The organism is Streptomyces sp. NRRL S-455 (assembly GCF_000717875.1).
In the GTDB taxonomy this organism is placed as follows: Bacteria; Actinomycetota; Actinomycetes; order Streptomycetales; family Streptomycetaceae; genus Streptomyces.
Map to the genome: position 1 here is coordinate 51,355 of NZ_JOCT01000036.1, position 13,614 is coordinate 64,968.

Sequence of the window (13,614 nt, forward strand, 5' to 3'; positions counted from 1 at the left end):
CCTTCGCCCGGGGGAGTTGTGAGGATGCCGTGAACGGTCACGGAGATCCGCGGGCCCTCAGCCGGCCGGCGTGGCGCCCGTCACCCGGTCGACCAGGTCGGTCCACGCGCCCTCCAGGCGGGCCAGGGGTATCCCGCACTGCTTGGTCAGGTGGTGGATCAGAGCCGGGTCGAGCTGGCCCATCAGGGTGTACGAGAGGAGTTCGCAGTCCGCTTCCGGGACGATCTGCCGCAGCAGCATGGCCACGTGGTGGCGCAGCACGCTGCGGGCCGGGACGGAGAAGCGGCGGGACGCGCACGGCTCGGCCGCCAGTTGCAGGTCCAGTTCGTCGGTCGACCGGCGCAGCATCGCGCGGCCGAACGCCCGCAGCCGCTCCTCGGGCGGCGCCCCGGGCCCGAGGGGCGGCGGGCCCGCGAGGAACGCGGCCTGGAATTTCTTCTCGGAGTGGTCGAGCAGTGCCGTCAGCAGGCCGGTGCGGTCGCCGAAGCGGCGGAAGACCGTGCCCTTGCCGACCGAGGCGGCGGCGGCCACCGCCTCCATCGTGACGGCGTCCGCGCCGTGCTCCGCCACCAGCCGCGCCGCCGCCTCCAGCAGCCGGGCACGGTTGCGCGCGGCGTCGGCCCGCAGGCACGGCTCTTCGGTCGCCGGGGCGCCGCCGAGCTGAAGCAGCTCGGGATGGTCGACGGGCTCCTGGGGCGTCGGGAAGTGCGGCGGGATGGCGGACATGAAGCCAGCGTAAAGCATGGGGAAGAAAACTGGACCGCGGTCCGGTTAGAGTGCTACAACGTTAAACGGACCCCGGTCCGGATCGTTGCGGCAGTGTTTCCAAGCCGTTCTTCACTACGTGGGAGTCACCATGTCTGTTCGCATCCTCGCCCTCGTCGGCAGCCTTCGCGCCGGTTCGCACAACCGGCAGCTCGCCGAAGCCGCCGTCAAGCTCGCCCCGGAGGGCGCCGAGGTGGAGCTGTTCGAGGGGCTCGCCGAGATTCCCTTCTACAACGAGGACATCGACGTCGAGGGCTCCGTTCCGCCCGCCGCCGCCCGGCTCCGCGAGGCCGCCTCCGCCGCGGACGGCCTGATCCTCTTCACGCCCGAGTACAACGGCACCATCCCGGCCGTCCTGAAGAACGCCATCGACTGGCTGTCCCGCCCGTACGGCGCCGGTGCCCTCAGCGGCAAGCCGGTCGCCGTGGTCGGCACCGCCTTCGGCCAGTACGGAGGTGTCTGGGCGCACGACGAGACCCGCAAGTCCGTGGGCGTGGCCGGCGGCAAGGTGCTGGAGGACGTCAAGCTGTCCATCCCCGGCTCCATGACCCGCTTCGCCGAGACGCACCCGGCCGACGACGCCGAGGTCGCCGAGCAGCTCACCGAGGTCATCGCCCGCCTGCACGGTTTTGCCACGGAGCCGGCCGCGGCCTGATCCGCTCGCTTCTGGTCCCCCAAGGCCGCAGCCCGAAGCGGCCGGCCGGGTGCCACGGAGGGGCCACAGCCCGAGAGGGCTGTGGCCCCTCCGGCGTGTCGTGGGCAGGTCGCGGCCCCTTGGGGGTGGGCCCCTTTCCCGTGAGCGTCCGATCAGTCGCGTGGCCTGGTGCCGTGCAGCGCAAGGCGCCGCAACGCCCACGTGGCTCCTCCGGTGCCAGGCCGCGCGACCCGGACGGGCATGGTGCGAGGACCCCTCAGACCGCTCGGGGCAGCTCTCCGGCCTCCCGCAGGGTGCGGTGGATCGGTGTGCCCGAGCCGGTCAGCGGCCGCCCCGTCCCGCCGTGCCTGGCCGCGATGATCTCCGCCGCGATGGACACGGCGGTCTCCTCGGGCGTGCGGGCCCCCAGGTCGAGGCCGATCGGGGACTTCAGCCGGGCCAGTTCGCGCTCGCTGACACCCGCTTCCCGCAACCGCCGGTTCCGGTCCTCGTGGGTGCGGCGCGAGCCCATGGCGCCGACGTAGGCGACCTGCAGCCGCAGCGCCTCGGCCAGCAGGGGCACGTCGAACTTGGCGTCATGGGTGAGCACGCACAGCACCGTGCGCCGGTCGGTCTCCGTCCCCCGCAGGTAACGGTGGGGCCAGTCGACGACGATGTCGTCGGCATCGGGGAAGCGGGCCCGGGTGGCGAAGACGGGGCGGGCGTCGCACACGGTCACGTGGTAGCCGAGGAACTTGCCCGCCCCGACGAGGGCGGCGGCGAAGTCGATCGCCCCGAAGACGATCATGCGGGGCGGTGGGACGGCCGACTCGACGAGCAGCGTGAGACCGCCCGGGCAGTGGGAGCCGTCCTCGGAGAGGTCGACCGTGCCGGTACGGCCGGCCTCCAGCAGGGCGCGGGCCTGGGCGATCGCCGTGCGGTCCAGTCCGGGGTGGCCGCCGAGGCCGCCCTGGTGCGTGCCGTCGGGGCGTACCAGCACCGCCCGGCCGAGGAGGTCGGCCGGGCCCCGGACCACCCGGGCGAGGGCCACCGGCTCGCCATGGGCGGCGGCCCGCAGCGCGACCGGTTCGGCCGCCCGGCCGGCATCGAACGGGGTCACCATGACGTCGATGGTTCCCCCGCAGGTCAGTCCGACCGCGAAGGCGTCCTCGTCGCTGTAACCGAAGCGTTCGACGAGCGTCTCGCCGTCCCGCAGGGCCTGGAGGCACAGGTCGTAGACGGCGCCTTCCACGCAGCCGCCGGAGACCGAGCCGATGGCCGTGCCGTCCGCGGAGACGGCCAGGGCGGCGCCGGGAGGGCGCGGGGCGCTGCCGCCGACGGCGACGACCGTGGCGACGGCGAACTCCCGGCCCTCCTCGACCCACTCGTGCAGTTGCCGGGCCAGGTCAAGCATCGCCGCCCGCCATGAGCACACGGTCGGGCCGGATCGGCAGGTTCCGGTGGCGTACGCCGGTCGCGTGCCACACCGCGTTGGCGACCGCCGCCGCGGCGCCCACGATGCCGATCTCACCGATGCCCTTGATGCCCACCGGGTCGTCCGGGTCGGGGTCGTCGACCCAGTCGGCCTCGATGTGGGGGATGTCGGCGTGCGCGGCGACGTGGTAACCCGCGAGGTCGGCGCCGTACAGGCCGCCCGAGGCCCGGTCGCGGACCGCCTCCTCGTGCAGGGCCATGGAGATGCCCCAGATCATGCCGCCGACGAGCTGGTTGCGGGCGGTGAGCGGGTTGACGATCCGGCCGGCCGCGAAGACGCCCAGCATGCGGCGCACCCTGACCTCGCCGGTCGCCGTGTCCACGGCCACCTCGGCGAACTGGGCCCCGAAGGAGTGCCGTTCCTTCTGAGCGAGGGCGCCGATGGCCTCGGCCGTGTTCGACTGCACGGTGACGCCCTCCGGCGGGATGTCGGCGCCCGGCGCGAGGCTCTGGCGCAGCTCCTCGGCGGCGGCCGTGACGGCCCACGCCCAGGAGCGGGTGCCCATCGAGCCACCGGCGATCATGGCGGGGCCGAGGTCGCTGTCCCCGATGCGGACCCGGACGCGGTCCGTCGTCACCCCGAGGGCGTCGGCGGCGACCAGGGTGAGCGCGGTGCGGGCGCCGGTGCCGATGTCCGCGGCGTTGATCCGCACCGTGAAGGTGCCGTCCGCCTCCGCGGTGACGGCCGCTGCCGAGGGCATGGCTCCCGCGGGGAAGGAGGCTGCTGCCGTGCCGGTGCCGATCAGCCAGCGCCCCTCCCGGCGTGTCCCGGGGCGCGGGTCCCGCCCGGACCAGCCGAACCGGCGGGCGCCCTCCTCGAAGCAGGCGATCAGGTTGCGGCTGCTGAACGGCAGCCCCGAGACGGGGCCCGCCGCCGGCTCGTTGCGTACCCGCAGCTCGATCGGGTCGATGCCGCACCGCTCGGCGAGCTCGTCGAGCGCCGACTCCAGCGCGAAGGAGCCGGGCGCCTCGCCCGGGGCGCGCATCCACGTCGGACTCGGTACATCGAGCCGTACCAGCCGGTTGGCGGTGTGGTGGGCGTCGGCCGCGTACATCGACCGGCTCGCCGCGGCGCTCGGCTCGACGAACTCGTACACGGTCGAGGTCATGTTCAGGGCCTGGTGCTCCAGGGCGCGCAGCCGCCCGTCCGCGTCGGCACCGAGCCGGACCCGCTGGGCGGTGGGGCTGCGGTAGCCGGCGAGCGAGAACATCTGGCGGCGGGTCATGACGACCCTGACCGGGCGCTGCAGGACGGTCGCGGCCATCACGGCGGCCACCTGGTGCGCGCGGGCGCCCTTGCTGCCGAATCCGCCGCCGACGTGCTCGGACCGCACCCGCACGGAGGCCGGGTCGAGGGAGAACAGGCTGGCGAGTTCACCGGCGACCCAGGTGGTGCCCTGGTTGGAGTCGACGACCTCGAGCCGGCCGCCCTCCCACCGGGCCGTCGCCGCGTGCGGCTCCATCGGGTTGTGGTACTCCTCGGGCGTGGTGTACTCCGCGTCCACCACGACGGCGGACGCGGCGAGCTGTGCCTCCAGGTCCCCCTTCTCCACCACGGCCGGGGCGTGGCTGTCGAGCGGGTACGCCTCGGTGTGCCGCTCCGCGGAGAACGCGACGTCGTGCGGCTCCTCCTCGTAGTGCACGACGAGGGATTCGGCGGCCTCCCTGGCCTGCTCGGACGTCTCTGCGACGACCAGCGCCACCGGCCAGCCCCGGTGGGCCACCCGGTCATGCTGGAAGAGGGCGATGGTCGGGTCCGGCGGGACGCCCAGCAGGCCGACGTAGTCCGTGTCGACGCGCGGGGCGTTGTGGTGGTGCAGCACGGTGAGGACACCGGGCATCGCGAGCACGGCCTCGGTCTCGATGGACCGGACGCGGCCGCGGGCGACGGTGGACAGCACCAGCCAGCCGTGGGCGAGCTCGGCGAAGGGGACCTCGGCGGCGTAGCGGGCCGCTCCGGTGACCTTGTCGCGGCCCTCGACGCGGGTGTGCGCGGTACCGACGGAACCTCGGGTGGCGGTGGTCATCGGGCGGCCTCCTCGGCGAGTTCGCTCAAGCCGGCCACGACGAGGTTGCGCATCAGGGTCACCTTGTATCCGTTGTGGGGCAGGGGCCTGGCCGCCGCCAGCTCGGCGTCCGCGGCGGCGGCGAAGGTCTCGGCGTCGGCCGGGGCACCGGTCAGGACGTCCTCGGCCGTACGGGCACGCCAGGGCCGGGAGGCGACCGCTCCGAAGGCCAGGCGTACGTCACGCACGACACCGTCGTGGACGTCGAGCGCGGCGGCGAGCGAGCCGATGGCGAAGGCGTACGAGGCCCGCTCGCGCACCTTGCGGTAGCGGGAGTTGGCCGCGGCCGGGACGGGCGGCAGGGTGACGCCGGTGATCAGCGCGCCCGGCGGCAGGGCGGTCTCCAGGTGCGGGGTCTCGCCCACCGGCAGGTAGAAGTCGGCGAGCGGCACCTCGCCCGGCCCGTCCGCCGTCTCGTACGACACGCGCGCGTCGAAGGCGGTCAGCGCCACGCCCATGTCGGACGGGTGGGTGGCGACGCAGTGGCCGGAGGCGCCCAGGATGGCGTGGTTGTGGTGCTCGCCCTCGATCGCGGGGCAGCCGCTGCCGGGGGTGCGCTTGTTGCAGGGGGAGGTGACGTCGGCGAAGTAGCCGCAGCGGGTGCGCTGGAGCAGGTTGCCGCCGACGGTGGCCATGTTGCGCAGCTGCCCGGACGCACCTGCGAGCACCGCCTGCGCCAACGCCGGGTAGCGGTGCCGGACTTCGGGGTGGGCCGCGAGGTCGCTGTTGGTGACGGTCGCCCCGATGCGCAGCCCGCCGTCCTCGGTCGGCTCGATGTGGTTCAGGGGCAGTTCCCGGACGTCGACGAGCCGGGCGGGCCGCTCGACGCCGGTCTTCATCAGGTCCACCAGGTTGGTGCCGCCGCCCAGGAAGCGGGCCTCCGGGTCGGCGTCGAGCAACGCCACCGCGCCGGAGACGTCGAGGGCGCGCTGGTATCCGAACTCCCTCATGCCGCCGCACCCTTCTCCTCGGCCGCTCGGGCCACGGCCTGGACGATCGACACGTACGCGCCACAGCGGCACAGGTTGCCGCTCATGCGCTCCCGTATCTCCTCCGGGGTGAGCGGTGGCGGCCCGGCCTGGGGCCGGACGTCACCGGTGGCGGCGCTGGGCCAGCCGGCCGCGTGCTCCTCGATCACCGCTATGGCCGAGCAGATCTGTCCCGGCGTGCAGTAACCGCACTGGAAACCGTCCAGGTCGAGGAACGCCTGCTGCACCGGATGCAGTTGGTCGCCGTCGGCGACGCCCTCGATGGTGGTGATCTCACGCCCTTCGGCGGCCACCGCGAGCTGGAGACAGGACACGGCCCGGCGGCCGTCGACCAGGACCGTGCAGGCACCGCACTGGCCCTGGTCACAGCCCTTCTTCGTGCCGGTCAGGTCGAGGCGCTCGCGGAGGGCGTCGAGCAGGGTGGTGCGGTGGTCGACGGTCAGCGTGTACTTCTCGCCGTTGACGGACAGGGTGAGGTCGCTGGACGTCGATGGGGGCATGGAAGCCTTCTTTCTCACGTCACAAGAACAGGGCGCAGGGCCGCGGGGGCGGTACTGGTTCGCAACGGTGGTGGATGCGGAGCGGGTCGGCCGTGGGCACGGCCGTCGCGGGCTGTCCGTGCGTGCGGCCCGCCGATACGATGCAACAAGCGGACAGTTGTCCGTTACCCGGAAACGTAGTGGACAACTGTCCGCTTAACAAGGGTCGGGTTTCGGCCAAGGACCGCGAGGAGGGCGAATGATGCAGAACGGGGACGCCCCTTTGCGCTCGGACGCGCAACGCAACCGCGAGCGCATCCTGGAGGTGGCTCTGGTCGAACTGACGCGCTCGGCGGACGCCCCGCTCAGCGCGATCGCCAAGAAGGCGGGTGTCGGGCAGGGGACGTTCTACCGGCACTTCCCCAGCCGTGAGGCACTCGTCCTGGAGATCTACCGTCACGAGATGCAGCAGGTCGCCGACAGCGCGGCACCGCTGCTCGAGAGCCGTGAACCCGACCGGGCGCTGCGCGAGTGGATGGACCGTCTCGCACGGTTCGCCATGGCCAAGGCCGGGCTGGCCGACGCACTCCGCCAGGCCACCAGCGCACCCGGCAAGCCGGCGAAGCCGGGTCACGCCCCGGTGACCGCGGCGTGCGAACTCCTGCTCCGCGCCGCCGAGGCCTCCGGCACCATCCGCCCGGGCATCACCGCCGACGATCTCTTCCTCGCCATCGGCGGCCTGTGGACGATCGACCCCCACAGCGACTGGCAACCACGCGCCACCCGACTGCTGGACCTCGTCATGGACGCGCTGCGGGCGGGGGCGCCTGGGCGGTGAGCGGCCGAACCGGGGCCGGACATGAGCCGCGGACGGGGCGTTGACGTGCCCGCGGCCGGGCAGGCGGCCACGCCTGGCGGTCGGGAGGTGGGCAGCCTCGCCGCCGGGAGGCTCCGCCCGACAGTCCATGCACAGCTACCCCGCGCGGCCGGCCCGCCGGAGCACTCACCACTTCGCCGCCCCCCGGCCCCTACCGGCAGCGCACTCGGATGAGGCCGACCGCGCAGACTGGGCCACGTGTGGAGGTCGGGCAACTAGCACCCGGGGGCGGCCGGCTGCTCGGTGGGCGTGCGGGCGTCGGGGGCTCCGGTTGCTCAGGCGACCGCCGTGGGAGCCAGTTCTCGCAGCTCGCGGAGGGCCGCTGCCACCGCTGGGCGGGCGTGGCCGGCGCCTCGGGTGCAGGTGAGGAGTTTGCGGTGGGGGTTGCCGGCGCAGCGGATCCGCGTGATCGGGAGGTGCGGGGTCAGGTGCGCCAGGCGGGGGATGAGGGCGACGCCGAGCCGGTGGGCGACCAGGTGGGCGGCGACGTTCCAGTCGAGGGCGTGGTGGACGACGTCGGGGGTGAATCCCGCCGCACCGCAGGCCGACAGGACGTGCGGGCGGCAGGGGCTCTCCTCCACCGGCGCGATCCACGGCTCACGCGCCGCCTCGGCGAGATCCACCCGGGCCCGCCCGGCCAGCGGATGCCCGTCCGGGACGACCAGGTCGAACGGGTCGTCCAGCAACGGCTGCTGATCGAACCGGGTGTCACTCATCGGCGGGTTGTGCGGGGTGGACTCGACGATCGCCAGGTCGGTCTGGCCCTCGAAGAGCAGGTCGAAGCTCTCCGGCACGCCGGCCTCGGTGATCCGTACGGACAACCGCGGATGCCGCTCCCCCAGCCGCGCTGCCATGGGCGCCAGCAGCACCGAGACGGCCACGGGGAAGCCCGTCACGCGCAGCACCCCGGACGGTGCCCCGTGGTCGGCCCGGAGGTCGAGTTCCGCCTGGTCCCAGCGGGCCTGGATGGCATCGGCGTGCGCGAGCAGGCTCTCGGCGGCCGACGTGAGGCGCACCCCTCGCCCCTGCGGCTCCAGCAGATCCACCCCAAGGTCACGGGCGAGCTGCCGGATCTGCTGGGAGGCGGCGGACGGGGTGAAGTGCAGGGCCCGGGCGGCCGCCGTGACCGTGCCGTAGTGGGAGACCGCCCTGAGGACGTGCAGCCGACGCAGGTCAATCATGAAGGCAACGCTTCACAATGATATCCAGAAAGTCAACCTGGACGTGTACCGAGGCATCGACGCACCCTGGCTGTGTCGCGACGATCAACCAGCCACGACGTACGAGGAGCCCGAGACATGACCAGCACCACCGGCACCATCTGCCCGCACTGCGGCTGGCCGGACGGAGGCGAGCCGTTCCAGGTACTGTCCCGGCACACCACCGCGGCGGGCCGCACGGAATGGACGCGCTGCGGCTGCGGCTCCCTCCAGGTCCGGGTCGTCGACGGCTGCGGCACTCGCGTCGTCTCCCGCAGCGGGCCGGCGTCCGCCGGGATGTGTGGTCCGGGTAGGGCCGGGGGAATGTAGCGGTGCTGTTCAGCGGCGGTGAGCGGCCGGATGCCGGGTCCCTAGGCGCCCGCGCCACCGGCCGGGATGGCCTGTTCCGTCCAGATGACCTTGCCGGTCGTCGTGTAGCGCGTGCCCCAGCGCTGGGCGAGCTGGGCCACGATCAGCAGGCCCCGCCCTCCCTCGTCGGTGGTTCGGGCATGACGCAGGCGCGGCGAGGTGCTGCCGGCGTCGGAGACCTCGCAGATGAGGCCGCGGTCCCGGATCAGGCGCATGCAGACCGGTCCGGTCGCGTGGCGGATCGCGTTGGTGACCAGTTCGCTGACGATGAGTTCCGTGGTGAACGCCAGGTCGGGCATGCCCCACTCCTCCAGCCGCCGGCCGGCGAGGCGGCGGGCGTGCGCGACGGCGGCCGGATCGCTGGGCAGGTCCCAGGAGACGACCTGGTCCGGGGCCAGGACGTGAGTCCGGGCGAGCAGCAGGGCCACGTCGTCGGACGGCGCCCCCGTCAGCAGGGCGTCGACCGCGCCCAGGCCGATCGCCTCCAGCGTCGGGCCGCGCACTGCGAGGGTGTCGCCCAGTCGGGAGAGCCCGACGTCGATGTCCCGGTCGTAGGTCTCGATGAGACCGTCCGTGTAGAGGGCGATGAGGCTGCCCTCGGCCAGCTCCACCTCGGTGGACTCGAAGGGGAGGTAGCCGAGGCCGAGGGGTGGTCCGGCGGGCAGGTCGAGGATGTCGGCGGTGCCGTCGGGGCCGACGATCACGGGCGGCAGGTGGCCGGCCCGGGCCAGCATGCACCGTCTGCTGACCGGGTCGTACACGGCGTACAGGCAGGTGGCCCCCAGGAACGCGGCGCCGGCGGTCTCCTCGTCGGCCGCCGCCGGCTCCTTGCCGCCGTAGGCCCCCAGGTGGCCGATGACCAGGTCGTCCAGGTGGGCCAGCAGTTCGTCCGGGGGAAGATCCAGGTCGGCCAGCGTGCGGACCGCGGTGCGCAGGCGTCCCATGGTCGCTGCCGCGTTCATGCCGTGTCCGACGACGTCCCCGACGACCAGTGCGACCCGGGCTCCGGAGAGCGGAATCACGTCGAACCAGTCGCCACCCACACCGCTGGGGGCGTCCGCGGGCAGATACCAGGACACCACTTCCAGGGCGGAGCCTCCGGCCAGCTCCTGCGGCAACAGGTAACGCTGCATGGAGCGGGCCGCGCTGCGCTCCCGCGTGTAGCGGCGCGCGTTGTCGACGCACACGGCCGCGCGGGAGACGAGTTCCTCGGCGAGACGCACGTCGTCGGCCTCGAAGGGGCCCGTACGAGCGGTGCGGGCGAACGTCGCCACTCCCAGGGTGACACCGCGCGCCCGCACCGGAATCACGATCAGCGAGCGGAAGCCGAAGTCGCGCAGGGAGGTGCCGAGTGACTCGTCCTCGGTCACCCAGGCGCTGTGGGAGAGATCGAGGACCCGTTCCACCAGGGTTCTGCCTTCCAGCAAGCTCCGGGTCACGGGCGACACGGGGGCGCGCCGGACCGTTTCGCCCACGGCCAGAGTTGCCTCCGGACAGCCCTCGCGCACCGACTGCTGGCCCGCACGGCGGAGAACGGGCGCCATGCCCACCGGTCCGGGCGCCGGTTCCTCGCCCCTCATGACCGAGTCGAGCAGGTCGACGGCGACGAACTCGGCGACGGACGGCACCACCTCGTCCGCCAGTTCCTGCGCGGTCCGCGTCACCTCCAGCGTGCTGCCGATACGACTGCCCGCGTCGTTCAGCAGGGCCAGGCGTTCCTGGGCCCGCCGGCGCTCGGTGACGTCGACGGACATGTAGGAGATGCCCACGTTCCGGCCCTTGCGGTCCTTCATGCCGAAGAAGGAGACGGAAGCCGCGCGGATGCGATGGGAGTCGGTGTAGCTGGGGCCGCGGTACTCGTGGTCCAGCACCGGGTTCCCGGTCTCGAGGACCTTGCGCATCTGCTCCTCGAAGGCCGTCGCCTCCGGCCTCGGCAGCACTTCCCCCACTTGCCGCCCCAGGCGTCGTTCGAGGGGGATGAGGCGGTCCAGCGGCTCGTTCACCCAGACGTAGCGCAGGTCCGCGTCGAGGACGGCCATGCCGACCGGTGCGTGGTCGAGGAATGGTGTGACCGTCAACTGGCTGACCCCGCCCCCCGGCATCCGCCAGAAGGCCCGTTTCGGCGGCCGTCCGACGAACCGGCCGAAGACCAGCGCGGCGGCCGTGGCGACCAGTACGCCCGGAACCATCTCGTAGATGTCCGACTCGAGCGGCCCGAGCAGGGGATTGATGTCGTCCCAGAGCAGGACCGCGGCCGCGCCCGACACCATCCCGGCCATGGCTCCCGCCCACGTCATGCGCGGCCAGTACAGCGAGAGGAGGACCACCGGCCCGAAGGCGGCTCCGAACCCCGCCCAGGCCTGGGCGACGATGTCGAGCAGCCCGCCGCCTCTGAGCGCGATCGCCAGGGCGACCAGGATCACCAGGACGACCGCGCCGCGGCCGACCCGCACCAGCGCCTTGTCCCCGGCCCGTCTGTGGAGGAACGCGCGGTAGAAGTCCTCGGTGAGGGCGGTGGACGAGACGAGGAGCTGGCTGTCCGCGGTCGACATGATCGCGGCCAGTACGGCGATCAGCATCACACCGGCGACCCAGGGGGTGAGCAGCGTCTCGGTCAGGACGATGTACACGGTGTCCGGGTCGCCGAGTGGCGTGCCGGGCTGTCCGATGCCCACCAGGCCGACGAGTGTGGCGCCGCCGAGCACGACGGCGGCCCAGGCCGTTCCGATGCGTCGGGCCGCGGGGACGGCACGGGTGCTGCGGATGCCCATGAAGCGGGCCAGGATGTGCGGCTGCCCGAAGTAGCCGAGGCCCCAGGCGAGGAGCGAGACCGTCGCCACGGCGCCGAGCGACCCGGTTTCCGCCCACTGGCCGTCCGCGTAGCCGATCCTGGCCCCCATGTTCAGCAGGGCCGGTTCCTTGTCGTCGACGGCGTCGCCCAGTGCACCGAAACCGCCGAGCGTCGCGATACCGGTCAGCGGGATCACGAGCAGGGCGAGGAACATCAGGCCGGCCTGCATCACATGTGTCAGGCTCACGGCGAGGAAGCCGCCCAGGCACGCGTAGATGACGATCACCAGAGCGGTCAGGGTCACCCCGACGCCGAACCGGATGTCGAAGACCTGCTCGAACAGCAACCCGCCGGCCACGAGGCCACTGGCCACGTAGACGGTGAAGAACACCAGGGTGATGGCGGCCGACACCAGTCTGAGCATCCGGGTGCGGTCCTCGAACCGCTCCTCCAGGTAGGCCGACAGGCTCACGGCGTTCTCGGCCCGCTCGGTGTAGGTGCGCAACCGCGGTGCGACGAACAGCCAGTTGAGGTAGGTGCCGACCACCAGGCCGACGGCGATCCAGCTGGCGCCGAGACCGGCCGCGTACACCGCACCGGGCAGTGCGAGGAACAGCCAGCCGGACATGTCACTGGCCCCGGCGGACAGGGCGGCGACGACCCCGTTGAGTCTGCGGCCGCCCAGGGCGAAGTCGGCGAAGGTGCGAGTGCGGGTGTACGCCCAGACACCGGTCCCGATCATGGCGGCCACATACACGAGAAACGTGGTCAGGATCGGCGCACTCAAATCGAACATGGGGTCCTCGCCTGCGAGGTTCATGCAACGGGCGCGGCCGTCGGCACACCTGGTCTGCATGTCCTGCCGTACAAATCTACAGATCGGGACATAAGGGAGCGACCGGTGTCAGGGGCAGTCGTAGGTGAAGTGGGTCGTGACCGTGCGGGGGGTCGCGGAGAGGATGCGCAGTTCGGCCCGTGCCGTGCGGTGCCCCCTGCCCTCGAAGGTCCACAGCAGGTGAAGACGTGCCTGTGTCCGGCCCCGGACCATCACTTCCGTCAGCACACCCGAGGACGTGCCGTCGCTTCGGATCCAGCGGTAGGAGAGCACGCCCGGACGGCCGTTCGTGGTGACGAGGCCGACGATGCGCGCGGTGCCGTCACATCCCAGCACGGCCGGCCGGGCCGTTGCCGTCACCGTGCTGACCGCGAGGGACGGGCCGAGGCGCTGCCAGGCGAGGAACACGAGAACGCAGACCACGGCCAGCGCGGGCAGAGCGTGCCTGCGCAGGGGCCGGCGCCGGGGCGCGGGAGGCGGCGGTGCGGCGGGGAGCGTCCGGTGGGTGCGACGCGCGACGGCGGCGGTCACACCCGGGCCGAAGCGCAGCACGGTGCCTTCGACGCGATCGGGCGGCGTCGGCGGGGCCTTCGTCCAGGCCTGCTCGAGGGGCTGCTCGGCCAGGGTCTCGTCCGGTTCGGGCCGCTGGATCCAGTGGCTGGCCAGCACGGTGGCGCTGTACTCGGCGTCGTGGCGGCCGGTGGGTGGCTCCTCGGCAGTGGGGAGCCGCTCGGTGGGATCGTCGTCGCGGGCAGTCATCGCAGGTCGCACCTCCTGGTCAGGAGCTGCTGGGAGGCGCCGCCGTCGGCCGCGGGCGGGGTTGTGGTGGCCTGCACCGCCCAGTAGCAGCCGAGACCACGGAAGGTGTGGTCGACGGTGAGCGTGTACTGGGTGGCGCCGCTGCGCTGGAAGGTCTGGGACGCACCGTCCGGAGTGCCCGGCTGTCCCGCCGTGTCGCCCGTGGACCAGGAGACCGTGAGGGAGAGCGGACCGGTGCCGTCCGTGGTGACGCCGATGGTCGCCGTGGCGGTCGTGGGACCCGTCTGCCGGAAGGCCGACACGGTGACGTCCTTGACGGCGGGCGCAGTGGGCGGGGCGGGCGCAGTGGGCGGGGCG

At 72.9% G+C, this 13,614-nt stretch carries 11 protein-coding genes and 1 pseudogene; 3 read left to right on the forward strand and 9 right to left on the reverse strand.

The window, feature by feature from the left end:
• Window positions 1-57: 57 nt before the first annotated feature.
• A complete protein-coding gene (locus IE97_RS0134675) occupies window positions 58-726 on the reverse strand; it encodes a TetR/AcrR family transcriptional regulator (protein WP_030249982.1) in 669 nt (222 codons plus the stop codon).
• A 130-nt stretch (window positions 727-856) separates the two neighbouring features.
• Here IE97_RS0134675 and IE97_RS0134680 point away from each other — a divergent pair, with 130 nt between their 5' ends.
• A complete protein-coding gene (locus tag IE97_RS0134680) occupies window positions 857-1,420 on the forward strand; it encodes an NADPH-dependent FMN reductase (protein WP_030249985.1) in 564 nt (187 codons plus the stop codon).
• A 256-nt stretch (window positions 1,421-1,676) separates the two neighbouring features.
• Here IE97_RS0134680 and IE97_RS0134685 read toward each other — a convergent pair whose 3' ends face one another.
• From IE97_RS0134685 to IE97_RS0134700, 4 genes are read right to left on the reverse strand one after another with little or no spacing between them, the layout of a single operon-like run.
• Entirely contained in the window at window positions 1,677-2,813 is a 1,137-nt protein-coding gene (locus IE97_RS0134685; protein WP_030249989.1) for an XdhC family protein, read from the reverse strand.
• Entirely contained in the window at window positions 2,806-4,920 is a 2,115-nt protein-coding gene (locus tag IE97_RS0134690) for a xanthine dehydrogenase family protein molybdopterin-binding subunit (protein WP_030249992.1), read from the reverse strand. The genes IE97_RS0134685 and IE97_RS0134690 overlap by 8 nt, the downstream gene beginning before the upstream one ends.
• On the reverse strand, window positions 4,917-5,909 hold the full coding sequence (locus tag IE97_RS0134695; RefSeq protein ID WP_030249996.1) for an FAD binding domain-containing protein: 993 nt from the start codon (window positions 5,907-5,909) through the stop codon (window positions 4,917-4,919). The genes IE97_RS0134690 and IE97_RS0134695 overlap by 4 nt, the downstream gene beginning before the upstream one ends.
• Window positions 5,906-6,448 (reverse strand): (2Fe-2S)-binding protein, encoded by a 543-nt coding sequence (locus IE97_RS0134700; protein WP_030250001.1) that lies wholly within the window; start codon window positions 6,446-6,448, stop codon window positions 5,906-5,908. Before IE97_RS0134700 ends, IE97_RS0134695 begins: the two co-directional genes overlap by 4 nt.
• A gap of 238 nt (window positions 6,449-6,686) precedes the next feature.
• On the opposite strand from IE97_RS0134700, the gene IE97_RS0134705 reads away from it, so the two are divergent.
• Entirely contained in the window at window positions 6,687-7,265 is a 579-nt protein-coding gene (locus IE97_RS0134705) for a TetR/AcrR family transcriptional regulator (RefSeq protein WP_030250005.1), read from the forward strand.
• A gap of 314 nt (window positions 7,266-7,579) precedes the next feature.
• Here IE97_RS0134705 and IE97_RS0134710 read toward each other — a convergent pair whose 3' ends face one another.
• Window positions 7,580-8,485 (reverse strand): LysR family transcriptional regulator, encoded by a 906-nt coding sequence (locus tag IE97_RS0134710; RefSeq protein WP_030250009.1) that lies wholly within the window; start codon window positions 8,483-8,485, stop codon window positions 7,580-7,582.
• Window positions 8,486-8,602: 117 nt separating this feature from the next.
• Here IE97_RS0134710 and IE97_RS0134715 point away from each other — a divergent pair, with 117 nt between their 5' ends.
• A complete protein-coding gene (locus IE97_RS0134715) occupies window positions 8,603-8,833 on the forward strand; it encodes a hypothetical protein (RefSeq protein WP_030250012.1) in 231 nt (76 codons plus the stop codon).
• Between the two features lie 41 nt (window positions 8,834-8,874).
• On the opposite strand, the gene putP is transcribed toward IE97_RS0134715, so the two are convergent.
• The 3 genes and pseudogenes from putP to IE97_RS0134730 form a co-directional block, all read right to left on the reverse strand.
• A complete protein-coding gene (gene putP / locus IE97_RS38920) occupies window positions 8,875-12,459 on the reverse strand; it encodes a sodium/proline symporter PutP (RefSeq protein ID WP_037845262.1) in 3,585 nt (1,194 codons plus the stop codon).
• Window positions 12,460-12,567: 108 nt separating this feature from the next.
• Window positions 12,568-13,257 carry a hypothetical protein gene (locus IE97_RS38925; RefSeq protein WP_078603496.1) on the reverse strand — a complete coding sequence of 230 codons (690 nt, stop codon included), beginning with the start codon at window positions 13,255-13,257 and terminating at the stop codon, window positions 12,568-12,570.
• Window positions 13,254-13,614: pseudogene (locus IE97_RS0134730) on the reverse strand (serine/threonine protein kinase); the annotation flags it as partial. The pseudogene IE97_RS0134730 and the gene IE97_RS38925, both read right to left, overlap by 4 nt.

Excerpts from the sequence above, each read along its gene's own strand:
- IE97_RS0134675 (WP_030249982.1), bottom strand. The coding sequence starts at position 726 with ATGTCCGCCATCCCGCCGCACTTCCCGACGCCCCAGGAGCCCGTCGAC.
- IE97_RS0134680 (WP_030249985.1), top strand. The coding sequence starts at position 857 with ATGTCTGTTCGCATCCTCGCCCTCGTCGGCAGCCTTCGCGCCGGTTCG.
- IE97_RS0134685 (WP_030249989.1), bottom strand. The coding sequence starts at position 2,813 with ATGCTTGACCTGGCCCGGCAACTGCACGAGTGGGTCGAGGAGGGCCGG.
- IE97_RS0134690 (WP_030249992.1), bottom strand. The coding sequence starts at position 4,920 with ATGACCACCGCCACCCGAGGTTCCGTCGGTACCGCGCACACCCGCGTC.
- IE97_RS0134695 (WP_030249996.1), bottom strand. The coding sequence starts at position 5,909 with ATGAGGGAGTTCGGATACCAGCGCGCCCTCGACGTCTCCGGCGCGGTG.
- IE97_RS0134700 (WP_030250001.1), bottom strand. The coding sequence starts at position 6,448 with ATGCCCCCATCGACGTCCAGCGACCTCACCCTGTCCGTCAACGGCGAG.
- IE97_RS0134705 (WP_030250005.1), top strand. The coding sequence starts at position 6,687 with ATGATGCAGAACGGGGACGCCCCTTTGCGCTCGGACGCGCAACGCAAC.
- IE97_RS0134710 (WP_030250009.1), bottom strand. The coding sequence starts at position 8,485 with ATGATTGACCTGCGTCGGCTGCACGTCCTCAGGGCGGTCTCCCACTAC.
- IE97_RS0134715 (WP_030250012.1), top strand. The coding sequence starts at position 8,603 with ATGACCAGCACCACCGGCACCATCTGCCCGCACTGCGGCTGGCCGGAC.
- putP (WP_037845262.1), bottom strand. The coding sequence starts at position 12,459 with ATGTTCGATTTGAGTGCGCCGATCCTGACCACGTTTCTCGTGTATGTG.
- IE97_RS38925 (WP_078603496.1), bottom strand. The coding sequence starts at position 13,257 with ATGACTGCCCGCGACGACGATCCCACCGAGCGGCTCCCCACTGCCGAG.